Source organism: Nocardia sp. NPDC060255, from assembly GCF_042727395.1.
GTDB lineage: Bacteria > Actinomycetota > Actinomycetes > Mycobacteriales > Mycobacteriaceae > Nocardia.
This window is the reverse complement of sequence record NZ_JBHXAU010000032.1, coordinates 84920-110352: the sequence shown is the minus strand read 5'-3', so window position 1 is coordinate 110352 and position 25433 is coordinate 84920. Positions and strand designations below refer to the sequence as shown.

General features: G+C 67.1%; 25 protein-coding genes. 14 read left to right on the top strand and 11 right to left on the bottom strand.

Going from position 1 to position 25433, the window contains the following annotated elements; genetic code table 11:
* Window positions 1-156: 156 nt before the first annotated feature.
* The gene (locus ACFWF1_RS38775; RefSeq protein WP_379281041.1) at window positions 157-1563 is read right to left on the bottom strand and encodes a peptidoglycan DD-metalloendopeptidase family protein; all 1407 of its coding nucleotides are present in this window, start codon (window positions 1561-1563) and stop codon (window positions 157-159) included.
* 478 nt (window positions 1564-2041) lie between these two features.
* A complete protein-coding gene (locus tag ACFWF1_RS38770) occupies window positions 2042-2560 on the bottom strand; it encodes a DUF3237 domain-containing protein (protein ID WP_379281040.1) in 519 nt (172 codons plus the stop codon).
* Window positions 2561-2677: 117 nt separating this feature from the next.
* Here ACFWF1_RS38770 and ACFWF1_RS38765 point away from each other — a divergent pair, with 117 nt between their 5' ends.
* On the top strand, window positions 2678-3268 hold the full coding sequence (locus ACFWF1_RS38765; protein ID WP_379281039.1) for a hypothetical protein: 591 nt from the start codon (window positions 2678-2680) through the stop codon (window positions 3266-3268).
* Between the two features lie 85 nt (window positions 3269-3353).
* On the opposite strand, the gene ACFWF1_RS38760 is transcribed toward ACFWF1_RS38765, so the two are convergent.
* Window positions 3354-3893: a hypothetical protein gene (locus tag ACFWF1_RS38760; RefSeq protein ID WP_379281038.1), complete on the bottom strand. Its 540-nt coding sequence runs from the start codon at window positions 3891-3893 to the stop codon at window positions 3354-3356.
* Window positions 3894-4076: 183 nt separating this feature from the next.
* Window positions 4077-5021 (bottom strand): esterase/lipase family protein, encoded by a 945-nt coding sequence (locus ACFWF1_RS38755; RefSeq protein WP_379281037.1) that lies wholly within the window; start codon window positions 5019-5021, stop codon window positions 4077-4079.
* Between the two features lie 320 nt (window positions 5022-5341).
* Here ACFWF1_RS38755 and ACFWF1_RS38750 point away from each other — a divergent pair, with 320 nt between their 5' ends.
* The gene (locus tag ACFWF1_RS38750) at window positions 5342-5935 is read left to right on the top strand and encodes a hypothetical protein (protein ID WP_379281036.1); all 594 of its coding nucleotides are present in this window, start codon (window positions 5342-5344) and stop codon (window positions 5933-5935) included.
* 150 nt (window positions 5936-6085) lie between these two features.
* On the opposite strand, the gene ACFWF1_RS38745 is transcribed toward ACFWF1_RS38750, so the two are convergent.
* Window positions 6086-7489 (bottom strand): FAD-binding oxidoreductase, encoded by a 1404-nt coding sequence (locus tag ACFWF1_RS38745; protein WP_379281035.1) that lies wholly within the window; start codon window positions 7487-7489, stop codon window positions 6086-6088.
* A gap of 259 nt (window positions 7490-7748) precedes the next feature.
* On the opposite strand from ACFWF1_RS38745, the gene ACFWF1_RS38740 reads away from it, so the two are divergent.
* Together ACFWF1_RS38740 and ACFWF1_RS38735 are read left to right on the top strand one after the other, a co-directional pair.
* The gene (locus ACFWF1_RS38740; protein ID WP_379281034.1) at window positions 7749-9317 is read left to right on the top strand and encodes a glycoside hydrolase family 172 protein; all 1569 of its coding nucleotides are present in this window, start codon (window positions 7749-7751) and stop codon (window positions 9315-9317) included.
* 172 nt (window positions 9318-9489) lie between these two features.
* Entirely contained in the window at window positions 9490-9921 is a 432-nt protein-coding gene (locus ACFWF1_RS38735) for a hypothetical protein (RefSeq protein WP_379281033.1), read from the top strand.
* Window positions 9922-9931: 10 nt separating this feature from the next.
* Here the strand turns inward: ACFWF1_RS38735 and ACFWF1_RS38730 are convergent, their stop codons facing one another.
* Both ACFWF1_RS38730 and ACFWF1_RS38725 read right to left on the bottom strand, forming a co-directional pair.
* Window positions 9932-10906 carry a GlxA family transcriptional regulator gene (locus ACFWF1_RS38730; RefSeq protein ID WP_379281032.1) on the bottom strand — a complete coding sequence of 325 codons (975 nt, stop codon included), beginning with the start codon at window positions 10904-10906 and terminating at the stop codon, window positions 9932-9934.
* Complete coding sequence (locus ACFWF1_RS38725) at window positions 10903-11541, bottom strand: HD domain-containing protein (RefSeq protein ID WP_379281031.1); 639 nt, start codon at window positions 11539-11541, stop codon at window positions 10903-10905. Before ACFWF1_RS38725 ends, ACFWF1_RS38730 begins: the two co-directional genes overlap by 4 nt.
* Before the next feature lie 203 nt (window positions 11542-11744).
* On the opposite strand from ACFWF1_RS38725, the gene ACFWF1_RS38720 reads away from it, so the two are divergent.
* Complete coding sequence (locus ACFWF1_RS38720; protein ID WP_379281030.1) at window positions 11745-12914, top strand: alpha/beta hydrolase fold domain-containing protein; 1170 nt, start codon at window positions 11745-11747, stop codon at window positions 12912-12914.
* On the opposite strand, the gene ACFWF1_RS38715 is transcribed toward ACFWF1_RS38720, so the two are convergent.
* Window positions 12864-13964 (bottom strand): ABC transporter permease, encoded by a 1101-nt coding sequence (locus tag ACFWF1_RS38715; protein ID WP_379281029.1) that lies wholly within the window; start codon window positions 13962-13964, stop codon window positions 12864-12866. The genes ACFWF1_RS38720 and ACFWF1_RS38715 overlap by 51 nt on opposite strands.
* A 134-nt stretch (window positions 13965-14098) precedes the next feature.
* Here ACFWF1_RS38715 and ACFWF1_RS38710 point away from each other — a divergent pair, with 134 nt between their 5' ends.
* Together ACFWF1_RS38710 and ACFWF1_RS38705 are read left to right on the top strand one after the other, a co-directional pair.
* Window positions 14099-14272, top strand: coding sequence for a hypothetical protein (locus tag ACFWF1_RS38710; protein ID WP_379281028.1), 174 nt, complete (start codon window positions 14099-14101; stop codon window positions 14270-14272).
* A complete protein-coding gene (locus ACFWF1_RS38705) occupies window positions 14269-15489 on the top strand; it encodes an epoxide hydrolase family protein (protein WP_379281027.1) in 1221 nt (406 codons plus the stop codon). Before ACFWF1_RS38710 ends, ACFWF1_RS38705 begins: the two co-directional genes overlap by 4 nt.
* On the opposite strand, the gene ACFWF1_RS38700 is transcribed toward ACFWF1_RS38705, so the two are convergent.
* Window positions 15466-16719: a cation:proton antiporter gene (locus tag ACFWF1_RS38700; RefSeq protein WP_379281026.1), complete on the bottom strand. Its 1254-nt coding sequence runs from the start codon at window positions 16717-16719 to the stop codon at window positions 15466-15468. The genes ACFWF1_RS38705 and ACFWF1_RS38700 overlap by 24 nt on opposite strands.
* Window positions 16720-16861: 142 nt before the next feature.
* Window positions 16862-17587 carry a uracil-DNA glycosylase gene (locus ACFWF1_RS38695; RefSeq protein WP_379281025.1) on the bottom strand — a complete coding sequence of 242 codons (726 nt, stop codon included), beginning with the start codon at window positions 17585-17587 and terminating at the stop codon, window positions 16862-16864.
* Between the two features lie 209 nt (window positions 17588-17796).
* Between ACFWF1_RS38695 and ACFWF1_RS38690 the strand changes: the two genes are divergently transcribed.
* The 6 genes from ACFWF1_RS38690 (at window position 17797) to ACFWF1_RS38665 (ending at window position 23504) form a co-directional block, all read left to right on the top strand.
* Window positions 17797-18240, top strand: coding sequence for a GyrI-like domain-containing protein (locus ACFWF1_RS38690; protein ID WP_357381644.1), 444 nt, complete (start codon window positions 17797-17799; stop codon window positions 18238-18240).
* Window positions 18237-18671: an effector binding domain-containing protein gene (locus ACFWF1_RS38685; RefSeq protein ID WP_357381642.1), complete on the top strand. Its 435-nt coding sequence runs from the start codon at window positions 18237-18239 to the stop codon at window positions 18669-18671. Before ACFWF1_RS38690 ends, ACFWF1_RS38685 begins: the two co-directional genes overlap by 4 nt.
* Window positions 18672-18924: 253 nt before the next feature.
* Window positions 18925-19161, top strand: coding sequence for a hypothetical protein (locus tag ACFWF1_RS38680; protein WP_379281024.1), 237 nt, complete (start codon window positions 18925-18927; stop codon window positions 19159-19161).
* A 300-nt stretch (window positions 19162-19461) separates the two neighbouring features.
* Window positions 19462-21279: a putative bifunctional diguanylate cyclase/phosphodiesterase gene (locus ACFWF1_RS38675; RefSeq protein WP_379281217.1), complete on the top strand. Its 1818-nt coding sequence runs from the start codon at window positions 19462-19464 to the stop codon at window positions 21277-21279.
* 166 nt (window positions 21280-21445) lie between these two features.
* A complete protein-coding gene (locus tag ACFWF1_RS38670; RefSeq protein ID WP_379281023.1) occupies window positions 21446-22573 on the top strand; it encodes a glycosyltransferase in 1128 nt (375 codons plus the stop codon).
* 106 nt (window positions 22574-22679) lie between these two features.
* Window positions 22680-23504 carry an SDR family oxidoreductase gene (locus ACFWF1_RS38665; protein ID WP_379281022.1) on the top strand — a complete coding sequence of 275 codons (825 nt, stop codon included), beginning with the start codon at window positions 22680-22682 and terminating at the stop codon, window positions 23502-23504.
* Here ACFWF1_RS38665 and soxR read toward each other — a convergent pair.
* A complete protein-coding gene (gene soxR / locus ACFWF1_RS38660) occupies window positions 23473-23958 on the bottom strand; it encodes a redox-sensitive transcriptional activator SoxR (RefSeq protein WP_150402090.1) in 486 nt (161 codons plus the stop codon). The genes ACFWF1_RS38665 and soxR overlap by 32 nt on opposite strands.
* A gap of 173 nt (window positions 23959-24131) precedes the next feature.
* Between soxR and arcA the strand changes: the two genes are divergently transcribed.
* Window positions 24132-25430 carry an arginine deiminase gene (arcA, locus tag ACFWF1_RS38655; protein WP_379281021.1) on the top strand — a complete coding sequence of 433 codons (1299 nt, stop codon included), beginning with the start codon at window positions 24132-24134 and terminating at the stop codon, window positions 25428-25430.
* Window positions 25431-25433 lie beyond the last annotated feature (3 nt).

Here is a 25433-nt window from a genome sequence, read left to right as displayed (position 1 = left end):
ACAACACCCCGCCGTTTTCTCCCAACCCCCCCCCCCCTTTTGGTGCTCTCCCCCTCCCCCGCCCCCGCGTTTTTTTTGCCACCCCCGGGGGTGGGGGGGGGCGCGGGCCCCCCCCCCCCCCCGGGCCGGATCAGCTGTTCGGCCGCGGTTCATTCGTCATTCTGTCCACCAGCTGTCCGTCCAATCGCCGTCGGCCCAATCGCCGGGCCATTCATCTTCGGTCCAACCGTCGTCAGGCATTTGTTCGTCCGTTTCTTCGTTGTTCGGCTTGCCGCGGGGCGGCTTCGGCTTTTCGTTCTGCTGGCAGTCCGGCGCCACCGGTCCATTGCTTCCGGTTTCGAGGAAGCCGTCGCTGACCCACTTGCCGTTGTCGAGTTTGTTCCACAGATCGGTGGCGCCCCACTTGCCGTTGAGCCGCTCACCGCGGGCCGTGCAGGTGATCGTCACGACATCACCGTTGCGGACCGTGCCGACGACCGAATTCCGCGTGCCGGGACCGGATCTCAGATTGACCTTCCGATTGCGGTCGGGAAAGGGACGCACGGTGCCCTTGGCCAGTGTCGGATTGGGTTTGGGGTCGGTCGGTTTCGGGTTCGTGGGAGGTTTCGGGTCGGTCGGCTTGGGAGTCGTCGGCGGCTTGGGGTCGGTCGGCTTGGGGGTTGTCGGCGGTTTCGGGTCCGTCGGGGTGGGCGTCGAGTTGTCCCCGCCGCCGAAGTTGGTCAACCTGCCGCCGGTGCGCACCTGCTGGCCCTCGTGCTCGGCGTATCCGCCGTAGGCCTCGGGTCCTTCGTGGAAGGTCCAGCCGCCGAGCGTCACGCCGTTGACGGGCACCGGCTGCGAGCCCTTGTAGAGCGACATGTGCACATGCGCCCCGCTGGCGAACCCGCCGCACGGCAGCTGAGTACCGGTGTGGCCCAGGTAAGTACCCGCCGCGATCTCGGTGCCGTCGGCGGCGCCGATGATGTCGGTCATGTGGTAATAGGAGGTGGTGTAACCGTTGTTGTGCACGATCTTCACCTCGGCGCTGCCATTGCGCACGCAGGTCTTGTAGATCCGGCCCGCCGCGGGGGCCATCACGCGGCCGTCACCGCCGTTGAAGTCCACCGAGTTGTACGGTCGGCTCTCGCCGCTGATGCCGTGCGGTCCGCCGCCCATGAACCAGGCTTGACCCTGTTTCCACGGCAGGGACAGTCCGGTGTTCGCCGAACGTGGTTGCGGCGCAGTCAAAGCCGCCTTCTCGCCGCCGCTCACCACCGATTCCGGGGCCTCGCTGACCATGCTGCCGAACTCGGGCGTGCCTTCCAGCGCGACCGACCAATCGCCTTCGTCGTCGAGTTTCGCGACATATAGCGTGGATTTCGGCGTTTCCTCGCTCTCCGTGTCCTGCGGCACGGTCGCGGCGCCGAAGACCCATTCGCCGTCGCTGCGGATGCGGTCGATGACCGGGGGCTTGTCGCTGGTCGCGGTCTTAGTGGCCGGTTGCGTCGCGAGGGTGTCGGTGATCGCGTCGTCCAATCCGTCCGCGGTGGGTTCCGCGCTGACCGGGCCGATGGTGACGGTCAAGCCGATGACGGTCGCGAGGACGAGCGTGCTGACTGCACTGGGGAATATCCAACGTCGGGCACGGCGTGGATTGATCGATCTCAAGATGAGGCAACTTTCTCCGTCGGTCGTGATAATCGTCTATCGAGGGCCGAAACGGCCACCGGGGGCGGGGCTTCGGCATATAACGTATCGGTCACGCTTGCCGGATCGGATTCCCGCTTCCCAGCCGAAAGTGTAGGCTAGGTTATTAGCGAAGGGCGGATAAGTTAGCCATTCTATAAATAGAGTTAAGCCGGGGATTCAATAATGCCGAATCCCCGGCTTTGATATCTTCTGTGCATAATCGAGAATTATGCGGAGATGCATGGATCGCACTGCGCTCGCCGGTAGGTCGAGACCGGTCCGCCGCCCCCGGGGGCTCCCCTCCTGCCTGCGCCCTCACGCTTGTCCTCGGCTGGCGTGGCCCGTGCGCGCGCCTATGAATTCAACACTTACTCTAGAGAACTTGGGAAACCTTATAAGCAACCCCGCCTTCGATCAGATATCCTGATCCAACGCACACGATATCGTTCAACCAAGCGTACTGTTTCGCCCCGGTCTCAAAAAGCGGTGCGGTTCGGAAATAATAGCGTGCAGGGTCGACTAGGCGACTTTTGACGGGATCGATAATATCGGAACTGAGCTCGGGTGGAACAATCCACCGTCCCCCGTATGACATATGGATCAATGCGTCATCGTGCGTGCGCAGCGTAAGTCGGACATCCACCGTCATCCCGCGGTCGGGTCGGAACAACGTCCAGTCGCCGCCACCCGGCACCACTTCGCCGCGCAGTCTCGGCCCCTCGAACGACCCGCTCGCCGCACCGTAAAGAATCCGCCGACCGTACGGGCCGACGCCCATGTCCAGTGGCGGGTTCAAGTCGACGACTACGTCGAAAAGATGCGTCGTCCGAACCTCGCCGACGTCTCGCACTCGTAGGTCTCTTGTCGTGTCTTGGCTTGTATCTATGGTCACCAGTTAAAAATACGGCCGTACGTATGTACAGTCAAGAGTGGAAGAGATGCCACCGAGATCACTCGAGTACGTGTTGGGCATTGGTCTTTTCATGGCCTCGCGCGATAACTTGATCAGGTGATCAGCAATTCGGTACCCACGACGGCGGGAGCATGGCGGGCGGGTGACGGCGCCGCGGTGTCGTTGCGGGAGGCGACGGTGGCCTGGGCGCTGGCCGCGCACGGGGAACTGTCCGAGATCGCCACGGGGTACGGACATTTCATCACGGTGGAAGAGCTGGCCGAGCGAGTGCAGGAGGTGTCCGGCGTGCACACCGGGGCGCCGACCCGCACCTGGATGGATGCCATCCTGCGCAAGATCGCGCGCCGCTGCCACAAGGCGGGGGAGCCGCCGCTCACCGCGCTCTCTGTGCGGCAGAACCACACGGTCGGCGACACTTACAAGTACGTGCTCGAACTCGCCGGACTGCCGATCCCGGACGACCTCGAACTGCACGCCGCCTACGCCCGCTGGCAGTGCTACGAGTTCCACGGTGCCGCAATGCCCGCCGACATGGCGGTCCCGCCGCTCACGCCCAAGGTGGCCGGGCGCCGCGCGCCGAGCATCGTCGCGCAGGTCGAAACCAAGCCGCAGCCGACCCGTCCGGCGGTGTGTTCCCAATGCTTTATTCAACTGCCCGCCAATGGAACCTGCGAATACTGCGTTTAGCGGTCGCGCATCAAAAGGCCCGCGCTCGGTACGAGCACGGGCCTTTCGTTTCCTTACCTCTCGTGGGGGCTACGTCGCCCGTGGATCACGAAACCGCCCCGATGAATCCGCCGATGGCGGCACCGATCGCGCAGCCGAAGATGGCGCCGACCAAGAAGAACCAGATGCCGATCACAATACCGACCAGGCAGCCGACGAACGCGCCCGCGAGGATCGCGCCGCCACCGCCGACGGTGTGCACGAACGGCAGGTCCTGCGAGCTGGTCGCGGCGACCGTCGGGCCACCCACCGGAGTGAGGGTGAGCGCGGTATCATTGGTCAATGCCGGTGTGACGGACATGGTTTGGCCCGTCTCGGCCCGCAGTGTCGTAGGGATCGCGCCGATGACGGCACCGTCGTCCGCGACCACCTGAACCGCATCCGGCGTCAGGACGAACCTGCCGGAGGCCAAGGTGACCAGGGCTTGTGAATGATCGGCCGCGAGCGTCGTCGTGTAGCCGACCGATCCGTCCATTCCGCTGACGCTGATATCGGCCAATTCCGCTTCGCCGTGTGCCGTCGCCATCGTGATTCCGGTGGCCGCTATGGCGAATATCGCGGTCGCCACCAACTTCTTGATAAACATGGTCTTTCCAATCCGTGCGGGTTTCCTTTGACGTTCCCCCGACAAACGGCACCGGACGTAAAGATCATGATGCGCTGGTGGTTCAGACCTGTCTATTGGGCGTTTCCCCTGCTCAAAGCATATTTTTGGTTTGGTTTAGACCCCTCGCGTTGGGGGTGGTCGCAGCGGCCGCCCACAGCACGGTCAGGGCGACTGATTCGGCTGTTCGGCGCTGGGCGCGGGGCATGGATCGCCGGCGAACGGCAGGCCGAGAGCTCGATGCACCAGGTAACCGACGGCGGGGGAATCCGGCAGGATGCCGTGGTGGAATGTGTCGGTGGGGCATAGGTCTTGCACCCATAGATTCTCGACGGTGGCATCGCGGCCCGCGCGCAGGAAGGTCGCCTCGGGTGGCGTGACGACGTGATCGACCCGGGTCGCGATCGCCGTGTAATGCACGCCGGGTTCGGTGTCCCCGCCCGCGTTGAGGGTGCGGATGAATTCGCTACCCGTCAGCTGTTGCGCCGCCGAAGTGCCGAGCACCCTGGCGATCACACCGTCCGAAATCCCGGACGCGCTCCCCGAAGGCAGGAAAAAACCGAGTCCATCGGCCGTGGTGCCGTGGTTGGTCCCGGCGATGGTGACCAGGTGATCGACCTTGTTGCGGCTCGGATCGCTGCGATCGGCACCCCCGTCGAACCGCAGATACTGCCGCGTCAGCGGCGCGCCCTGCGAATGCGCGACGATATCGACCTTCGCCGCACCGGTGACGCCGCGCACCCGCTCGATGAACGCCGCCAGTTCTTTGGCGGACGCGCGAATATCCGCAGTGCCGAACACCCCGGGAGCCGCACCGCGAACACTGAACGGCGCATGCCCGTAATTGAGCGAAAATACGCACACCCCAAGCGCTTTCAACTCCGGAGCCAACGTATCCCAGGAGTTCTGGTTGCCCCACGTCCCATGCACGAGCACCACCGGCTCCGGCCGTTTCGCATTCGGAACGCACGTCCAATCATTGGCCCCCGCGGGTGCGACGCTGCCGTCCTCGACGACCTCGGCGAAAGCGGGCGCGGCCGCAACCATTCCCGTGACCGCGAGCGCCACGGTCAGACTGATCCTCCAGCGATACCGACGTGCTCCACGCATCGAGACACAGCTCCCTTCGCCAGCAAACAGCTCTGCTCGGCAAATTGGATGCCAATCCCGTCACCAGGTGTCTCGGCCTCATGGAACCATTGGAGCGAATAAGTGGCAAACATATTGTCGGAGTGGCGGGAAAAGGTTTCGTCGGCTGAGCGCTGCCGTGAAAACATCGGCTGTCCGCTGCGTTCGCGCCGTCAAGCATGCTGGGCCCCGGTAATCGGGCAGCGCGGGTCGACACCCTGACGGCGTTGACCCGCGCTTTCCGCCCGAAGCCAGGGTTTTCCCGGAGGCCCCACGCCTTTCGCCCTGCCAGGCTGGGAACCGTGAAATCCCCTGGAGTGCTACTGATCTCCGCACCGCTGTGCTTCTCCGGATACGGAGTGATTCGGCTGTTCGGTCTGTCCGATGGCAGGTACGGGCCCGGCATCGATTGGCAGGCAGCGCATATCGTCGGACTTATCGGCATGGTGTTGTTCGTCCCCGCGGTGCTCGGCATGGAACGTCTACTGCCGCGCGGTAACTGGCGGACCGGCACGGTTATCGTGACCCTGATCGGGTTGGCGGCAACAATTGTTCAGTTCTGCGCGGATATCGTGTTCGCCGCGCTGGCCACGGACAAGGTCGATATGTCCAGGCTGAGCCACGAATTCTCGGCCATTCCCGGTGTCCGCCCGGCGTTCTACACGGTGGGGCCGCTGCTGTTCTTCCTCGGCCTGATCGTGCTGACGGTGCTGCTCGTCCGGGCCGGCCGGCTGCCGTGGTGGAGCCCGGTGGTGATGGCGATCAGCACCATGGTGCCGCTGCTCACCCTCGACCTGATTCCGATCGCGGGCGTCGGCATCCTCGCCTCGGTGGTCGGACTCGGCGGTGTCACCGAACTCGAGGCGACGTCGCCGGTGCATCAGGCCGAGGCCTGAGGCCGGAAAGGAGTGTCGCCCCCGCCGCGGCTGCGGGCTGTGACCTCGCCGTGGTCACCACCCTCCCCGGCTCGAGGTCGCAGCAGAACGTCCAGAAGCTCGGCTTCCAACTCCTCTACGCCCGCGCGATTCTCGTCCGTTCGGCTCAGCTCAGCTGACCAGCACCGTGTGTATTCGGTGCTGTGGGTCCACCTTTCGGCGGGTCTCGTCGAGCAGCGGGTAGTTGTGCGCGTAGTAGCGCTCCATCGGGTCGCCGGATTCGAGGTAATTGACGTACGCGCCCGCGGAGTACGGGGCGATCAGGTGATGGGCCTCGGCGATCCACGCGGCGACCTGTTCATGCGGGATCTGCTGGTAATTCCCCCATTCCACCAGGGCGGCGTGCTCGCGCCACGGGAAGGCGGTGTCGGCGGGGAGGGTGTCGCGGACCGCGCCGTCGAGGGTGTTGATCTGGACCCAGCCGGTGCCGCCCGCCCGGGAGTGCGCGGTGATCGCCTCGATGATCGCGGCGATGGCGTCGTCGGAGAGTTCGGTGACCACGTCGGAGCCGCAGGTGAAGGTGGCACGCGGCTGGGTGGCGTTGCCACCGGCGAGATACATGACGGTGTCCATGTGGCTCAGGCTCCGGTACTCCACGTTGATCGGTTTCGCGGTGGCGGCCATCAACTCGACCGCGGCCCTGATGCCCTCCTTGGCCGGGCAGACCAGCTGCATCCAGCATTTGAGCCCGCCCTTCCCGTCCGCGTCCACGCTGACGCAGGCCCATTCGGCGGGATCGGCGGTGCCGAGCCAGGCCGACCAGCCGGCGATCACCTGAGCCGCGAGCTCGCCGGGAAAGGCAAGTTGCACAACATCTTTCGGTGTAGCGGGGCAGGTGCGATAGGTGAGCGAGGTGACCACGCCGAGATGGGAGCCGCCACCGCGGACGGCCCAGAACAGATCCGGCCGCGAGGTCGGTGAAACCTCGGTCACCGTGCCGTCGGGCAGCACCATCGACGCGGCGGCAAGCCGGTCGCAGGTCAACCCGTAGCGGCGGGACTCGAACCCGAGGCCGCCACCGAGGGTGAGTCCGGCGATGCCGACCATCGGGCACATCCCCGTCGGCAGCGTCTGCCCGAACCGGTCGAGCTCGCGGTACACCGCGTTCAGCGTCATGCCCGGCGCGACAACAGCTTCGCCGTCGCGATAGGTCACCCCGGACAGCTTGCGCAGGTCGATGATCATCGCCCCGGTCGCCGACGAGGCGCCGACATAGGAATGGCCACCCGCGCGGGCCGACATGACCAGCTCGTGTTCGGCGGCGAAGGCGACCGCGGCGGCGACGTCGCCGACCGTGTCGGCGCGCACGACGGCGGTCGGCTTCTCGTCGTCGAACCGGGTGTTGAAGATCTGCTTCGCCGTCGGGTACTCCGCGTCGTCGGCCAGGAAGACGCGACCACGCACGCGCTGGTCGAGCTTGCTCCAATCCACGCCTGCCGCAATGCGGCTGGCCGGTAGCGGCGTCGGCTCGGCGCGCGCGACCCGAGCGCCGGACGGGCCGGGCAGACCGGCCAACGCCCAGCCGGTCAGGCCGATGCCGAGTGCGCTCCGCAGGAAGGTGCCGCGCGAGAAGTTGGTGTCGATCCCGTCAGCCTAGGGGTGTGACCACCTGAAACAGCGGCACGACACCGGCTGGCAACGCCCAGGCGCGCCCTTTGTCCTGTTCGCGGGCGCTGCGGCGAAACACCCATCCGGGACGGCCGCAGGTCCGAATACCGGGAGATAGCCATCCGATGAATGACCATCATTCCATCACTCGAAGGAGACGTCTGGCGTGCTGGTCGATCGCGGATTTCGGGCAAGGGCCTTGCTGGTCCGGGTGGCGATGACGCTCGGCGTGGCACTGCTGACGGTGCCCGCGGTGGCGGTCGCGCAGCCGGCCGCGGTGCTCGCGGACACGGCGGGCGTACCAGCGGCGGTGTATGGGTGGGACACCTATCGGCGGTTGGACGCTTTGCCGTATCTGAGTGGCGCGGTGCAGGCGCAGCAGTACTCCAGCTACGACCGCAGCGGCGGCAACAAGGACTGGACCGGTGGCTGCATCGACCACGACGGGCCCCGATGCGTAGTCGCCGAGGACGACGGCTCCGGCGAGATCGATTCGATCTGGTTCACCATCAACCGCGGCGACGTCACCGCACTCGGCAACATTCGGATCGAACTGGACGGCAAGGTCATTCTCGACGAGCCGCTGCAATCGGTGGTCGACGGCGCCTACGGCCCGCCGTTCGCATTCCCGCTGGTGGCCAACGCCAAGCAGTCGCCGGGCGGTGTGTACATCAAAGTGCCTATGCCGTACCGGAATTCGATGCGAGTCAGTGTGTCGAACCCGGTGGATTACTACCACGTCACCTTCCGGCACTTCCCGAACTCCGATGGCGTGCGGACTTTCGACCGCGGCGATCTGGCGCTCGACGTGCTGGCCACGCTCTTGGCCGCGGGAAAGCGGGATCCGAAGCCTGTGGCCCTCGGTGCGCGGACGCAGACCCGCACGGTGGCGGTTCCCGCGGACAACGCGGTAGCGATTGCCGAAGCGGCTGGGCCGGGCAGCATTTCGGCGCTGCGCTTGCGGCTGCCCGCCGGAACGGACACCACCGGTGTGCGCTTGCGGATTCGATTCGACGGTCACGATCTGGTCGATTCGCCGGTCGGCGAGTTCTTCGGCGCGGGACTGGGCCCGGTGGACGTGCGGTCGTTGCTGTTCGCATCGAACGCGGAACCGGGCGGCTGGCTCTCGTCGTGGTGGCCCATGCCGTTCGCCCACGACGCCGCGGTGACGCTGCGCAACAACACCGGCAGCCCGATCAGCGGCATCGACGCCGAGGTGGTTGTCGTCCCCGACGCGCAGTGGGGCCCGGCGCTGAGCGGCGGGCAGGCCGGGTATTTCAGTACCCGCTCGCATTCCGGCCCGACCACACCGGGTGTCGACTGGCCGTTCGCCACGGTGACCGGCACCGGCAAGTTCGTCGGCGTCAGCCATGCCATGAGCGGTCGCCACGTAGACACGGCGATGGGCAAAGACGCGGTGTTCATGGAGGGCGACGAGAAGGTCTACGTCGACGGGGCGACCATCCCGCAACTGCACGGCACCGGCACCGAGGACTTCTACGAGGGCGGCTGGTTCTTCGACTACGGCAAGCGCTACACCCTGCCGCTCACCGGCCAGCCCACCGTCCGGATGACCGACGACCGGTGCCCGGATTACTGCGCCACCGCCTACCGGCTCATGCTCGCCGACGCCGTCGGCTACCGCTCGAGCCTGCGATTCGGCATCGAGCACGGTCCCGTCAACGACGAACAAGCCGACTACAGTTCCACCGCGTTCCTCTACACCCAGCCGTAATCGGCGTATTCGAGTAAACGCGGCGATCCGGTGTCCTCCTCGAGGGGGAGAATAGCGTGCGGAAGTAGTTCCCAAGGGGGAGGCCGAACAGGGTCGGCGGAGCGATGTGCGAAACCGCTGATGGCAAGACAATTCTCGGTAGTGCTTGCCATTGAGCCGGGAGGATTTCGTGATGAAGGATATGGTGCGCCGGGCAAGCTATATCGCCGCCACCGTGGATGAACTGCGCCAGCACACCGCCGCCGACAGGGCGGACTGCATGGTCAGCCAGCGCGCGCTGTTCCCGCGGCGCGGTCGCATCGAACTCGGCGACCGGGGGCTGGTGCTGTCCGACTGGAACGGCGCCGGGGATCTGACCCTGTCCCGTGCGGCTATCGTCTCGCTGCGCCGCGAATTCACGCCGCTCTACGGCAGATTCATGGGCGGCCTGCTGAACGCGGGCAAGCCGCTGATCCTGCAGACCACCACGGTCGGCGAGATCTACATCCTGATCAACCGCCGCGAGATTTCCGAGTTCACCAACAATCGGCGCTGGGCGGCCGCGATCGCCACGTGGGCGGGAGTCGGCCGGCGCGCGAAATCAGCACCGGGACAGTTGAATTGATAGCGACACGCTAGTCGGGCGCGGGCTCGGTGGTGGTGAATCGGTGCTGATAGGTGCTCGGTGCGATGCCGAGGTGCTGATGGAAGGCGCGGCGCAGGGTGTCGTCGCTGCCGAAGCCGCTGCGGACGGCGGTCGTCGTGACGGAATGTCCTTGGTCCAGCAGCATTTGGGCTTGTTCGAGGCGGACCTGCTCGAGGTAGCGGGCCGGGGTGGTGCCCAATTCGCGCCGGAACAGCCGGGTGAGTTGGCGCGGACTGGTGTTGGCGAGCGCGGCGAGCACGGGAACGGTGTAATCCCGGGTCGGGTCGGTGTGGATGGTGTCGAGCAGTGCGCGCAGGGTGTTGTCGTGCGGTGCGGGCGTGCGAATCGGCACGGAGAACTGGGATTGGCCGCCCGGTCGCTGCAGGAAGACGACCAGTGCGCGCGCCACGTCGCGGGCGAGGGCCGGGCCGTGGTCCTGTTCCACCAGGTGCAGCGTGAGATCGATGCCTGCGGTGATCCCCGCCGAGGTCATGATCGGACCATCGGTGATGAAGATGGCGTCGGGCTCCACCTGGATGCCTGGGTTGCGCCGTTGCAAGGCGGTGGCGTGCCGCCAATGCGTGGTCGCCCTGCGGCCGTCGAGTAGACCCGCGGCGGCGAGCGCGAAAGCGCCAGTGCAGACCGACGCGATGCGCTGCGTGCGTTCGGCCAATCGCGTTACGGCGCAGACGAGTTCAGTCGGCACCGGCGCGGCGACGAGTTCCTCGGAGCCGGGCACCACGAGGGTGTCGAGCCTGCGGATGTCCCCGGCGGCGCGGTCGACGTCGAAACGCAGGCCGGTGGACGAGCGCACCGGTGCGCCGTCGGGGGAGATCAGCGTGATCCGGTAGTCGGCGCCGAGCCGGTTCGCCTCGGTGCACACCTCGCTCGGCCCGGCCACGTCGAGCAACGTGACGCCGGGAAACACGAGCACGCCGACCGCGTGCGGACGGGACACGCTCATTCGGGCCACGGACTGTCTTGGATGACCTCGACGAAATCGGTACGGACAAAGCCCGGCAGGAAGTGCGCGAGCACGTCGGCATTGACGGTGCCGAAGGTGCTGTCGGGGCGATCGGCGAACCCGTTGGTGAACGCGGCGAGGATCTGCCGCTTGAAGTCGGGGCGCGGATGCGCCGCGGTTACCGCCGCGATGTCGGCGTGGTCCAGATCGCGGTAACCGATTCCGAGGACGTCGGTTTCGACGCCGGCCGTCACCAGCGCGATCTCGGGTGCCATGTGCTCGGGAATGCCCGGCGTGGTGTGCAACGCGATGGCCGCCCACACTCGTTGCGCTGCCTCGGCATCGATGCCGTGCTCGGCGAGGAAGCGACGGGCCTCGTCGGCGCCGTCGACCTCGAACCGCTGGGTGGCCGTGCGGTAAGTGTCGGTGAGGCCGAGGTCGTGGAACATCGCGCCCACATACAGCAGCTCGGGATCGGGCTTCAGCCCGCGCAGCTGTCCCTGCAGCATCCCGAACAGATAGACGCGCCGGGAGTGATGGAACAGCAGCGGCGGCGCACTGGTGCGCACCAGCTCGGTGGCCTCGGCGACCAGGCGGCTGTCCGGAATGGCGATGCCTGCGATGTGCTCTGTCATGGGAACGCTCCTGTGATCGACGGTGGCTTACCTGTCCCAGAATGCGTGCCGCAGTAGCTCGGCCGCCGTGTCCGTTCAGACCGATATACCGCAGATTAGGACATTCTCCGCCGGTCGTCCGCACGTATCAACTGGGCTTCGGTGATCACCTGTGGTCGGCGTGCCACGGGTACCGGTACGGACGGTCGTGGGTTAATGAGCGAATGGTCATTCGTTGGCTGGTCGCGGCATCGGCGGCCGGGGTCGCCGGGCTGATGGTGCTGTTCATTTACGTGATCATCGCGGTGCGGATTCCCGCGCCCTTCGTGGTGCTGACGCATGTGGTGAGTGACTATGGGCTGTACCTGATTCCGCTCGGGCTGGCCGGATTCGTGTTGTCGCTGATCGCCTTCGGGAAGAAGGGCCGGGCCGGGGTGCGCCGGGTGGCGGCGGCGACCGGGCTGGTGTGCCTGCTCGGCGTGGTCGCCGCCGGCTTCCCGATGGCCGCGTCGTGGGGGACGGCCGTGCGGCAGGACGCGACCCTGTCGATCGGCGACTATCTGTCCGGCGGCACGAACACCGGCGCACCGGTCGAATCGTTGAGCACCGTGTACAACACCGTGGACGGTCAGGACCTGAAGCTCGATGTGAAGCTGCCCGAGGGCCCGGCGGAGCGGCCGCGACCCGCGGTGGTGTGGGTGCACGGTGGCGGCTGGCGCAACGGTGACCGCGGCGAGGCGCCGATGTGGCATAAGTGGTTGAACGACAAGGGATATGCCGTCTTCGCCATCGACTACCGGCTGACTCCGCCCGCGCGCTGGAATCAATCGCCCGCGGACGTGAAGTGTGCCGTCGGCTGGGTCAAGCAGCAGGCGGCGAAGTACGGCATCGATCCCGAGCGGGTGATGCTCGCGGGCGGTTCGGCGGGCGGCAATCTCGCGCTGATGGGGGCCTACGCCGACGAGCGGGTGGCGCCGAGCTGCGCGGTCACCGACACGGCGGTCAAGGCGGTCGCGGCGTTCTATCCGGTGCCCGACCTGGTCGAGGCGTGGCGCGACACCGGTTTGCCGGGGCGGATGCACACCTTTCTGCAGGACTACACCGGTGGCACCCCGGACCAGGTCCCCGATCGCTACAAGGCGGCCTCGCCGGTCACCTATGTCCGCCCGAACGTGCCGCCGACGCTGCTCATGCACGGCAATCGGGACCACGTCGCGCCGTACCGCGGCTCGGCCGAACTCGCCGAACGGTTGCGCCGGGTCGGCGTCGAAAACCAGTTGCTCGCAGTGCCTTACGGCGAACACATCTACGACTTCACCTGGGCGAGCTGGGGCACCCAGCTGTCACGGCAGGTCTTCGGCAAGTTTCTCGCCGACCACTTCCCGGCCGCGTGAGCGCGCCGCGTGCGCGTTGCCGGTAGGCCGGCCGCCGGGATGACGGCGGCGCCAGATCCAGAACACCGCACAGGCCACCAGTGCCCAGCCCGCGAGCACGAGGAACGGTAGAAGGTGTTGGTGCGTATGGAAATACACCGCTGTGTGCTGCGCGTTCACCGATGCGCCCGGCGGCAGCCAGCGGCCGATGTGGCCGAGCAGCGACGGCAGCAGCGGCCAGGACACCGCGCCGCCGGAGGACGGGTTGCCGAGCAGCACCATCAGACCCCAGGTCGGCAGGATCGCCCACCGCCCGAACAGGGTGTTGAACATGGTGAACACCATGCCGGAGGTGAACATCGTCAGCGACAGAATTCCCCACGACTCCAGATACGGCAGGCGGACCGCGCCGAGCACCCAATCCGCCACCGCCGCAATGGCAAAGCCACCGCTCACCGCGTACAGCGCGGTAAAGCCGATCCGCTCGAGGGGGTTCAATGCCGCGGCGTGCACGCTGAATTGGGTCGCGCCGACGAAACCGATGATCACCGCGGCCAGCGAGATATAGAAGATCGCGAGTCCGCGCGGATCGCCGCGTTGCAGTGGCACCACGTCGGTGACCTCGACCGGAACCGCCACCGCGGGTCCGGCCGTCGTGGCGACCTGGGTGATCAGCTGGGCCACCGATTGGCCGGAAGCGCTCGAGATGTCGAGGCCGACACCGGGCCGGCGCGCGGTGACGATCGCGAAGACCTTCTGGTCCTCGATCGCCGACCGCGCCGCCGCGGCACTGTCGTACGAGCGAACAGTCAGCGAATTATCCAGTGAGCGTTGCAACTCCGTCAGGAATCGCTGAACCGACGTTTCCTGCTCCGCCCCGATCACGGCAATCGGAATCTGGCGCGGCGTCGGATTCGCCAACGCGTAGGTGTACGACCCAGCGAACAACCCCGCCGCGGCGGTCACCAACAGCACCAGCACCGTCGCGGGCAGATACGGCGAAGCCCGCACCATCGCCCACCATTCGGCCCGTGTCCGTCGCCGCTCATGCTGACCGCGCAGGTTAGCCATCCCCGAACACTAGGTCCCACCAGCGAAGATACCCACTACCCGCGCGGCCTGTCGCCCGCGAGCCCGCTGTCACGGACCGCCGTGCTGCTCGAAACTGGGTGAACAGCTTAAATAGAGAGGCGGTCGCGCGGATCGTGCGGACCCGGCACCGGGAGCGGGTTCGTCGATTCACCGAGTTGGTCGAGGCGCGGACGCCCGAGGAGCGAGCGGCGATCAGCGCGGCGCTGCCCGCGCTGGATCGAATGGCCGCGCTGCTGGACACCGAGCGCTGGTCGATGGCCGCCGCTGTGCCGGAAGGACTTTCATGACATCGACGTTTCCACTCCAGGCCGCGCCCATCCACGTCGCCGACGACGTGCTGGACGATCTCAGGGCGCGGCTTCGGCTCACCAGATGGCCCGACGACGTCGGCAACGACGACTGGCACTACGGCATCGGCCGCCGCTATCTGCAGGAACTGGTCGACTACTGGCGCGACGAATACGACTGGCGCAAAGCCGAATCCGCGATCAACGCCTACGACCACTACCGCGTGAGCGTCGAGGGCGTGCCGATCCACTTCCTGCGCAAGCCGGGCGTCGGCCCCGATCCGACCCCGTTGATCCTCACGCACGGCTGGCCGTGGACCTTCTGGCACTGGTCCAAGGTGATCGACCAACTCGCCGACCCGGCGGCCTTCGGCGGCGACCCGGCCGACGCGTTCGACGTCATCGTCCCCTCGCTGCCCGGTTTCGGGTTCTCCACGCCGCTGCCGAAGAACCCCGACATGAACTTCTGGAAGGTCGCCGACCTCTGGCACACGCTGATGACCGAGGTCCTCGGCCATCCGAAGTACGCCGCCGCGGGATGCGATGTCGGTGCTCTCGTCACCGGGCAACTCGGCCACAAGTACGCGGACGAGCTGTACGGCATCCACATCGGCTCCGGCCTCAAACTCACCCTCTTCAACGGCGATCGTGCCTGGGATCTCAGTGGGGGACAACCGATTCCGTCGGGTCTATCCGAGCCCGCCTATCAGCAGTTTCTCTCCTTGGAGCACCGCTTCGCCGTCCATCTCGCCGCCCATGTGCTCGAACCGAGCACGCTCGCCTACGGTCTCACCGACTCACCCGTCGGCCTGCTCGCCTGGATCCTGCAGCGCTGGGTCACCTGGAGCGACAACCACGGCGATATCGAGACCGTCTTCACCAAGGACGACCTGCTCACCCACGCGATGATCTTCTGGGTCAACAACGCCATCGGCACCTCGATCCGCTACTACGCCAACGCGAATCGCTACCCGTGGACGCCCGTGCACGACCGTGTCCCCATTGTCGAGGCGCCCACCGGTATCACCTTCGTCGGCCACGAAAACCCGCCGGGCGTAACCACTCCCGAGCAACGCGTGCAGAGCTGGCTCGGCAGCGACCGCGCCGACTGGTACAACCACGTCAACCTCACCGCGCACGAGGCGGGCGGTCACTTCATCCCCTGGGAAGTTCCCGAGGCCTGGATCGCGGACCTACGCCGCACCTTCCGGCGTTGACGCCAGCCGGGGCTCCGCCGTCACCGGGATCGGCAGGCGGCCGAGCTCGGGCGTCACGTTGAGCAGCCGCAGCAACGGCGACGTCATGGCCGTGGTCACCAGGGCCATCACGACCAGGATCGAGTACAGCTGTACACCGATGAGTCCCGTGGTGAGCCCGATGTTCAGGATGATGAGTTCGGTGAGCCCCCTGGTGTTCATCAGGCTCGCCAGCGCACCCGCCTCGCGCGGCTGGATGCCGTTGGCACGCGCGGCGAGATAGGTGCCGCCGAGCTTTCCGGCCAGCGCGGTCAGCAGGATCGCCAGCATCTCGAGGACGCCCGCCCGGTCCAGCGAGGTGAGATCCACCTGGAGTCCCGCGATGACGAAGAAGGCGGGCAGAAAGACCGAACTCAGCAGTTGCGCACCGGTTTCCACCACCGGCCGGTGGGTGCGCGGGAAGATGACGCCGAACAGGAAGGCGCCGAAGATCAGGTGTAAGCCGATCCATTCGGTGGCCGCGCCGCAGATCAGCGCGCCGCAGACGGCGAGGAAGATCATCGTATTGTTGCTGGTCGCCGCCGTGGAGCGGGAAGCGCGGGTGAGCAGGGGGCGCACCAGCCACCACATCGCCGCGACCAGTGGCACGAAGAGCAGCAGCTTCCACTGGGTGCTCGCGCCCGGTCGGGCCAGGCCGATGACGAAGGCCAGCACGGTCCACGCCAAGATGTCGTCGATGGCCGCGCTGGCCATGCTGAGCTGCCCGATCCTGGTGCCCATCAGGTCGCGCTCGATCAGGATGCGGGCCAGCACCGGGAACGCGGTGACGGCGAGCGCGCAGCCGATGAACAGGGCGAAGGTCAGCCGGTTGCCCTGGTGGTATCTCGACAGCACGGCGAGGGCGACCCCGCAGCCGAGCGCGAACGGCACGAAGTAGGCCGACAGCGAAACACTGGCCACGGCACGGCGATTGCCGTTGAACGAGCCACGATCGATCTCCAGCCCGGCCAGGAACATGAAGATCATCACGCCGACATTCGCGAAGGCGCTCAGGTAGGAACGGACATCCTGCGGAAAGACGATGCCGGACAGATGTGCCCCGAGAATCGTGGGTCCCGCGATGATCCCGGCCGCGATTTCACCGATGACCGGCGGCTGGCCGAGCCGCCGGGCCAGCCTGCCCAGCAACCGCGCCGCCACCGCGATGAGCACGAGATCCACCAGCAGGAACACCATTTGGTTACTGGGCAACGTTCGCTCCGTTCGAAATGGGCGCGCCGAGACCCGCCCTGCTCCTCCATCGAAGCCGTGCCGCGAACATCTCCCGGCCAGGCTCCCGACTCCCCGGGACAACGATAACGTGCGCCGCTCGACCCCAGCGAGTCTCGACGAGCTAGCCGGGCCGGTGGACGTCGAGTCCCGCCGCCTGCGCCGCCGTGCTCAGCACCGCCTCGACCATCGCGGGGGTGAGCCGGCCGGTGAAGGTGTTCTGCTGGCTGACGTGGTAGCAGCCGAACAGATGCAACGGTGCGCGGTCCGCGTCGGCGGGGGAGAGCTGCACGTGCGCACCGTGCCCGAACTTCGGTCGCGGGCGTGGCATGGTCCAGCCCGCGTCCGCCAGCACGGGGAGCAGCGCCTGCCAGCCGAACCCGCCGAGCACCACCACCGCGCGGACAGTCGGTGCGAGCAACGCGAATTCGGTCGCCAGCCAGTGCCTGCACCGGTCGCGCTCGTCCGGTGTCGGCTTGTTGTCCGGCGGCGCGCAGTGCACCGGCGAGGTGACCCGGACGCCATGCAGGCGCAAGCCGTCGTCGCGGTGCGTCGCCGTCGGCTGGCTGGCCAGGCCGACCGCGTGCATGGCCGCGTAGAGCACGTCACCGCTGCGGTCGCCGGTGAACATGCGGCCGGTTCTGTTGCCGCCGTGCGCGGCCGGCGCCAGCCCGACGACCAGCAATCGCGCATCGTCCGGCCCGTACCCGGGAACCGGCCGTCCCCAATAGGTTTCGTCCCGGAACGCCGCGCGCTTCTCCCGCGCCACCTGTTCCCGCCAGGCGACGAGGCGCGGGCAGGCGAAGCAGTCGGCGACCGCGGCGTCCAGTTCGGCGATGGTGTGGCACACGAGAGTCACGGTAGGCGTGGTGCCGGCGCGCCGGTGGGGTGGTCGCCACTTTCGCTCTGGCAGGTCATTTGTCCAGTTCGGGACCGTCGCGAATGTGAGAAACAAGGCGGACATGTGATCGTGACCACGCGGTCTGTGTTGATAGCATGGCCTTTCTGACCGACCGGATGTGCGCTCAGCCCCCGGATTCATCTCGAAAGAGTCTTTCCATGCAGTTTGAAATCGTCGAGCGGGACGAGACGTGGGTTGCCGGGTTGCCGGTGCGCAGCCCTAAACGTGCGCTCGGAGAGCTGCGTGATCACGACCTGGAGGCGGCCTGGGCGACCGTGCTGCACCAGGAGCTCGGTGGCCCGCTCGCCAGTGCCTACACCGACTACACCGGCGAGCTCGGCACGTACAACACGCAGATCGTCGGCTACGAGTGCGCGTCCTTCGGCGACGTCACCCGCGGCCATCTGGTGGCCCGGCTGCCGCGCGGCACCTATGCGAGGTTCTCCTCGGTCGGTAACTTCCCGCAGGTGATGACCGACCTCTGGACCCAGATCGCGTACGCCGAGGAACACAACCAGATCAAGCGGACCTACACCGGCGACTTCGAGTGCTACCCGCACGCCTACAAGATCGAGCTCTACCTGGCGGTCGACGCCAAATGAGTTATGCGATCGCAGTGCGTGGTGAGGCGATTTACGGCGGCCTGGTGGTGCCGAGGGTGCGTCCGAGCTTCAAGGTCAGTAACAGTGACCTGATCGAGTTCCTGAAGGACCGGCTGCGCGACCGCAAGGGCGCCGACCGGCCGATGTTCACGGTGTACGTGCCGGACCCGGCGGGCAACTACAACGCGGTGGTCTGCTTCGAGTACCGCGAGCCCGAGTCGGTGCCGATCGGCGATGTCCTGGTGCGCGTGCCCAAGGGCGTCTATGCCCGCTTCGCACCGAACGGGGACTACCACGATCCGGTGGAGGACGTGTGGGCCCAGGTCGACGACGCGACCGCCTCGGCCGAGATCACCAGGGCCTATCGGGAAGAGATCGAGATCTGGCAGGGACCGGACTCGGTGGAGCTGTTCATCTCCATCCTCGTCTAGCTTGCTGATGGTTAGCTGCACTAGAACCGACCGGTCTCTCTGGTATTTTGCTCAACCGCAAGATGGGTTCTGACCAGGGGGAATTTGCGAGGGTCCATCCAGTTTTCGGAAGATTAACCAGACATCTGGTCAATTCCTGCTGGATGACGGATACTGCCCTAGGCAAACTCGTCCGGAAAGCAGGATTCGGGTGGGGATGTCGGCCCCGGTTCGACGACCGCGTGAGGATGCGGAGCAACGGAGTAGGAACAGTATGGCTGTCGAGGCGAGCACCGCCGCCGCGCCGATCCGGGTTGCTGGCGGCTTCGGTGGGACGGTAGCAGGTCATTTCCCGCCGGGCCCCGATTCGGAAGATCATCGTTCGACCGATCCGATCCGGTGGGATAATCGGTCCCATTGGGCAATTGCCGATGAATTGCAAGGCTCGCCGATTCGAATCGAACGGCACCGGCGCCGTGCGTCGGATACCGACCCCGGAACGGTGGGGTGACGATGCGTGACGACAGCAGCCGAAAAGCGCGACTCCGCCGCGCACCGGCCACGATTTTCCCGGTTTTCGTGGATAGACTGGCGTCGCTTCGTTTCTCGGACCTGCTCTCAGTACCTGAGCATGAGACCATGGCGTTGGTGCCATGCCTGAGCGATTCGGCCGCCGCCCGGGGTCGTAGCCGGCGGCTCCCGGGCCGACGGCGGCCGATGCCTGGCGTGGACACCCGTGGATAGCGTGATCGGAGACAAGGTGCCTCGGCGGACGCTCGACTCATTGGTGACCCAGGTCGCCTCCGAGCTGATGGGTGTCGACGCCACGACCATGGCCGAGGCGACCGAGCGGGTGCTGGCCCAGCTGGTCGAATACTTCGACGTCGACTTCAGCTACGTGCGCCACACCGACCGCGAGCGCAGAGCATCGGTGCTGATCGCGGAGTGGCCGCACCGCCCGCAGGTGCCCGATCCGGATCCGCTCGAGGTGGTCTACTTCGAGGGCGCCGATCCGGTGTTCCGCGCGTTCGAGCACGCGACCGAGCCGATGATCGCCCGGCCCACGCCGGAATTCGCCGACTATCAGGAAACGATGCGCCGGGCCTCCGGCATCCCCGTCGTCACCACCGCCGCGGTGCCGCTGCTCTCGCGCGGCGAGTCGACCGGCGTGCTCGGCTTCATCAAGACCGGCGATCGGGAGTGGAGCACCCGCGAGCTCAACGTGCTCAAGGCGATCGCCGCGCTGTTCGCCCAGCTGCAGGCGCGGGTCGTCGCCGAGGAACGGCTGCGCTACATCGCCTTGCACGACGACCTCACCGGACTCGCCAACCGCCGCGCGCTGCTCGAGCACATGGAGGAGCGGCTCGAGCCGGGCAGTCCCGGTCCGGTGGCGGCGTTCTTCCTCGACCTGGATCGGCTCAAGGCGCTCAACGACTTCCTCGGGCACACCGCGGGCGACAACTTCATCCGCACGCTGTCCTCGCGGCTGCGCGAGCACCTCGACCCGGACGACATGATCGCGCGCCTCGGCGGCGACGAGTTCGTCATCGTGCCCGCCAAGCCGATGGACGCGGTCGCGGCCGAGGAGGAGGGCACCCGGATCCAGCAGCTCATCGGACGCCGGGTCACCGTCGGCGGCGAATCGGTGAGCCGCGCGGCCAGCATCGGCGTCGCCGTCGGCATTCCCGGCGAGACCACCGTCGCCGATGTGCTGCGCCGGGCCGACCACGCGCTGCTCTCGGCGAAATCGGGCGGCGGCAACGGCGTTGCGGTGTTCACCGATGCCATGCGGGCCCAGTTCGAACTGCAGGACGACGTGGAGCTGAACCTGCGCGGCGCGGTGTCCGACGGGTCTCTGCTGTTGCACTATCAGCCCGAGGTCGACCTGCGGACCGGCCGGATCGTCGCGCTGGAGGCGCTGGTCCGCTGGCTGCATCCGACCAGGGGCCTGCTGCCGCCCGCGGCGTTCGTCACCGTGGCGGAGGCGACCAACCTGGCCGGCGAGCTCGGCCGCTGGGTGATCCGGTCGGCGTGCGCCCAGTTCGCCGAGTGGCGCAGGCGCGGCCTGGCCGCGAATGTGGTTATGCGGATCAATGTTTCGCCGGTGCAGCTGGTCAGCCTGGACTTCGTGGAGCGGATCGAGGACATCCTGCGGCTGTTCGGCATCGACGGCAGCTCGATCTGCCTGGAGATCACCGAGCATGTCGTGGTGCAGGATCTGGCGCGCACCCAGGTCACGTTGCGTGGGCTCAAGCGGATGGGCGTGCAGATCGCGATCGACGATTTCGGCACCGGCTACAGCTCGCTGTCGCATCTGAAGGCGCTGCCGGTCGACGCGGTGAAGATCGACCGCGGCTTCGTGCAGCGCCTCGGCGCCAGCACGGACGATCTCGCGATCGTGAAATCCATTATCGGACTTGCCGGTTCGTTCGGTCTCGGGGTGGTCGGCGAGGGCGTCGAGACCGCGGTGGCCGCGCGCACCCTGGTCGGGCTGGGTTGCTATCGGGCACAAGGCTTTTTGATCGCCAGGCCGATGCCCGCCGACGAGGTGGAGGCCCATCTCGCGGTCGGCCGCATCCCGCTGGATCTCGATCTGCCTCGGGCCAGCCGCGGTACCGCGGGAATCTGACCCGCGGCGGAGCCGTCGCCGATGTCTGCCGAAAGCGGGCACCGGCCCATCTCAGTGCGCCGGGAATACCGCTGACAAGCAGGTTCGCCGGGTCTTTCACGGGTGTTCATGCCGCGTTGGGCGCACCGGTCCCGAAGGTAACCCGACTGGCTGCACCATCGGCGATGTGCGCATAGTTCAGCTTGCGAACTTCTACGGCCCGCGTTCGGGTGGGCTGCGCACTGCCCTGCATCATCTCGGCGAGGGCTATGCCTCGGCCGGGCACGAAGTGGTGCTCATCGTGCCGGGTGCGCGCCGATCCGAGGAGATACTGCCAACCGGCGTGGTGCGAATAACCTTGCCCGCCTTGGCTATTCCGTGGACCGGTGGCTACCGGGCGGCCGACCCGCGGCGGGTGGCCGATGTGTTGAACGGGCTGCGGCCCGATGTGCTCGAGGTATCGGACCGGCTGACGCTGCGTGGCTTCGGCCGCTGGGCCAGGCGGCGCGATGTGGCGGGCGTGATGATCTCGCACGAACGACTCGACCGGCTGCTCGGACAGTTCATGCCAGGTCAGGCGGCTCGTCGCTGTGCCGACGTGGCCAACGGCCGCACCGCCGCCGATTACGACATCGTGGTCTGCACTACCGAATTCGCGCGCGAGGAGTTCCTGCGGATCGGCGCGCCGAACGTCGAACTGGTGCCGCTCGGGGTGGATCTGGAGCTGTTCAGCCCGCGCAGGCAGGACGACCGGTTGCGCGCCGATCTCGGCGCGCCGGGCCATCCGCTGCTCGTGCATTGCGGCAGGTTGTCGGTGGAGAAGCGGGTGGAGCGCAGTATCGAGGCGGTCGCCGCACTCCGCAAGGCGGGCACCGAGGTTCGGCTGGTCGTCGCCGGTGACGGCCCGCGCCGCGAGGCGCTGGAGCGCCGGGCACGCGCGCTGCCCACCTTGGCCAACGGGCTGGCCGCTGTGCACTTCACCGGCTTCATCTCCGAACGTGCGATGGTAGCGAAACTTCTTGCTACCGCGGATGTTTCGCTGGCTCCCGGTCCGCACGAGACCTTCGGCCTGGCCGCGCTGGAGGCGCTCGCGGCGGGCACGCCGGTGGTGGCGAGCCGGTCCTCGGCGCTCAAAGACATCGTGACCGCGGAGTGTGGCGCGGTCGCCGACGATCGCGGCTCGGCATTCGCGCAGGCGGTCACTGATGTGCTCGCGCTGCCCACGGTCGGCCGGCGGAAGGCGGCCCGCAGCCGGGCCGAGCAATACACCTGGCCACGGGCCGTGGCCGGAATGCTCGCCGTACTGGGCCGCTGAGCGTTCCCCAAGTACCCTGCGGTGAGCCGATTCGAGCAATTCGAGATGGGGATGCGCAGTGCGAGGTAATGGGCGACCAGGCCGCAGGACATTGCGGGATGCGAAGGTGCTGATCACGGGCGCGGCGAGCGGAATAGGCCGATCCACCGCGCTGGCGGCCGCCGCGGCGGGCGCCGAGCTGGTACTCACCGATATCAACGCAACCGGGCTGGACGCGACGGTGGCCGACATCCGGAGTGCCGGTGGCGTCGTGCTCATCGCCGAGGCGTTCGACATCACCGACTACGACGCCGTCACCGCGTTCGCCGAGAAGGTGCACGCCGAACACGGCAGCCTCGACATCGTGATGAACGTCGCGGGCACCTCGGCCTGGGGCACCGTGGAGAACCTCGAACACAAGCACTGGAAGCGCATGGTCGACGTCAACCTGATGGGCCCGATCCACGTGATCGAGAACTTCATGCCGCCCATGGTGCGGGCGGGCAAGGGCGGCGCACTGGTCAACGTGTCCTCGGCGGCCGGGCTGCTCGCGCTGCCCTGGCACGCGGCCTACAGCGCGAGCAAGTACGGCATCCGCGGCGTCTCCGAGGTGCTGCGGTTCGACCTGGACCAGCACGGCATCTCGGTGCACCTGGTGGTGCCCGGCGCGGTGGACACGCCGCTGGTGCACAGCGTCGAGCTGGTCGGCGTGGACCGGGAGTCGCCGCGGATTCAACGGCTCACCAAGTCGTTCACCAAGCACGCGGTGTCGCCGGATCATGTGGCGGCCTCGATCCTGCGCGGCGTCACCCGCAACCGGTTCCTGATCTACACGTCGTTCGACATCAGATTCGGCTACTGGTGGGCGCGAAAGTTCGCGCTGCCCTACGAGATCGTGATGCGTCGCGCCAGCGCCCGCTTCACCCGGTTGCTGGCCGCGCGGAGCAATTGAGCTGCACGTCGAGCACGCGCGCGCCGGGACCCTCGGTGCCGAGCCGGTCGTGTTCGTTGACGAGTTTGCAGCTGCCCAGCGACAGGCAGCCGCAGCCGATGCAGCCGGTGAGGTTGTCGCGCAACCGAATCAGCTGCGTGATGCGGTCGTCGAGGTCGGCGCGCCAGGTGGTGGACAGCGTCTCCCAGTCGCGCCGCGTGGGGTTGCGGCCTTCCGGCAGCTGATCGAGGGCGTCGCGAATTTCGCTGAGCGGGATGCCGACCCGCTGTGAGATACGGATGAAGGCGACCCGCCGTAATGTCTCTCGCGCATATCTGCGTTGATTCCCGCTGGTCCGGCGGCTGCTGATGAGTCCTTCGCGTTCGTAGAAGTGCAACGCGGAAACTGCTACTCCGCTACGCTCGGAAAGCTGCCCGGGGGTCAGCTCCTTTGCTCGCCAATCGGCTGTCGACATGCACGCTCCTCCATTCCCCTCAACAATACTTGAGGTTAGGGTGAGCTCGGGGAGGAATCGGCCAACGGCAAGTCGGCCCGATAATCCGAGAGCGAGCGACTTCACACGCGGCAAGACGGCAACGAAGGCCCGAATTACGTGCTCTTGTGGCCGCGGCGAACTACGGTCTGAGCATGGGAGCAGACGCTGTGCCCGCGCGGCACGGAGAGGACTCGGACTCCGACGGGCTGGACCCCGACAGTCCGGGCACGCGGTTGACGGTGACCTCCGAGGTCGGCACGCTGCGCACGGTGCTGCTGCATCGGCCGGGCGACGAACTGCGCAGGCTCACCCCGCGCAATAACGATCAGCTGCTGTTCGACGGCATTCCGTGGGTGGAGCGGGCCCAGCAGGAGCACGACGCGTTCACCGGTGTGCTGCGCGACCGCGGCGTCGAGGTGCTGTTGCTGGCCGACCTGCTCGCCGAGACCCTCGCGGTCAGCGGCGCCGCCCGCATCCAGGGCATTTCCGCCGCCGTCGACGCACGCAGGCTCGGGCACTCGCTGGCCGACCAGCTCGCCGCCTTCCTGCGCGGCGTCCGGGCCAGGGACCTGGCCAACATCCTGATGGCCGGGATGACCTTCGACGAACTGCCGTTCGGGCCCGACGCCACCTCGCTGGTGCGCCGGATGCATCACGGCGCCGACTTCGTCATCGATCCGCTGCCCAATCTGCTGTTCACCAGGGACTCCTCGTTCTGGATCGGGCCGCGCGTCGCGATCACCTCGCTGGCGCTGCCCGCTCGGATCAGGGAGACCTCGCTCACCGATCTGATCTATGCCTTTCACCCGCGCTTCCTCGGGGTGCGCCGGGCCTATGAGTCACACACCGCGCCCATCGAGGGCGGCGATGTGCTGCTGCTCGCGCCCGGCGTGGTCGCGGTCGGCGTCGGCGAACGCACCTCGCCCGCGGGCGCGGAAGCGTTGGCGCGCAGCCTGTTCGACGACGATCTCGCGCACACCGTGCTGGTCGTGCCGATCGCGCAGAACCGGGCGACCATGCATCTGGACACCGTCTGCACGATGGTGGACAGCGACGCGCTGGTGATGTATCCGGCGGTGCGTGACTCGTTGTGCGCGTTCACCATTCAACGCGAGGACGACTACAGCGCGCGCAACGGCGACGGCAAGGTGGCGATGAGCGGACCCGATCCGTTCCTGGTCGCCGCGGCCAAGGCGATGGGCATCGACAAGCTCCGGGTGATCGACACCGGGTTGGACGGCGTCACCGCCGAACGCGAACAGTGGGACGACGGCAACAACACCCTCGCGCTGGCGCCGGGCGTGGTCGCCGCCTACGAGCGCAACGAGATGACCAACGCGCGCCTGGAAGACGCGGGCATCGAGGTGCTGCGCATCCCCGGCTCCGAATTGGGTTCCGGTAGAGGCGGACCCCGCTGTCTGTCCTGTCCACTCTCCCGGGATGAGTTGTGATCC

Coding starts and splice junctions, on each gene's coding strand:
- ACFWF1_RS38760 (WP_379281038.1), bottom strand. CDS start 3,893: ATGTTTATCAAGAAGTTGGTGGCGACCGCGATATTCGCCATAGCGGCC.
- ACFWF1_RS38755 (WP_379281037.1), bottom strand. CDS start 5,021: ATGCGTGGAGCACGTCGGTATCGCTGGAGGATCAGTCTGACCGTGGCG.
- ACFWF1_RS38735 (WP_379281033.1), top strand. CDS start 9,490: ATGAAGGATATGGTGCGCCGGGCAAGCTATATCGCCGCCACCGTGGAT.
- ACFWF1_RS38730 (WP_379281032.1), bottom strand. CDS start 10,906: ATGAGCGTGTCCCGTCCGCACGCGGTCGGCGTGCTCGTGTTTCCCGGC.
- ACFWF1_RS38725 (WP_379281031.1), bottom strand. CDS start 11,541: ATGACAGAGCACATCGCAGGCATCGCCATTCCGGACAGCCGCCTGGTC.
- ACFWF1_RS38720 (WP_379281030.1), top strand. CDS start 11,745: ATGGTCATTCGTTGGCTGGTCGCGGCATCGGCGGCCGGGGTCGCCGGG.
- ACFWF1_RS38715 (WP_379281029.1), bottom strand. CDS start 13,964: ATGGCTAACCTGCGCGGTCAGCATGAGCGGCGACGGACACGGGCCGAA.
- ACFWF1_RS38705 (WP_379281027.1), top strand. CDS start 14,269: ATGACATCGACGTTTCCACTCCAGGCCGCGCCCATCCACGTCGCCGAC.
- ACFWF1_RS38690 (WP_357381644.1), top strand. CDS start 17,797: ATGCAGTTTGAAATCGTCGAGCGGGACGAGACGTGGGTTGCCGGGTTG.
- ACFWF1_RS38685 (WP_357381642.1), top strand. CDS start 18,237: ATGAGTTATGCGATCGCAGTGCGTGGTGAGGCGATTTACGGCGGCCTG.
- ACFWF1_RS38680 (WP_379281024.1), top strand. CDS start 18,925: ATGGCTGTCGAGGCGAGCACCGCCGCCGCGCCGATCCGGGTTGCTGGC.
- ACFWF1_RS38675 (WP_379281217.1), top strand. CDS start 19,462: ATGGGTGTCGACGCCACGACCATGGCCGAGGCGACCGAGCGGGTGCTG.
- soxR (WP_150402090.1), bottom strand. CDS start 23,958: ATGTCGACAGCCGATTGGCGAGCAAAGGAGCTGACCCCCGGGCAGCTT.
- arcA (WP_379281021.1), top strand. CDS start 24,132: ATGGGAGCAGACGCTGTGCCCGCGCGGCACGGAGAGGACTCGGACTCC.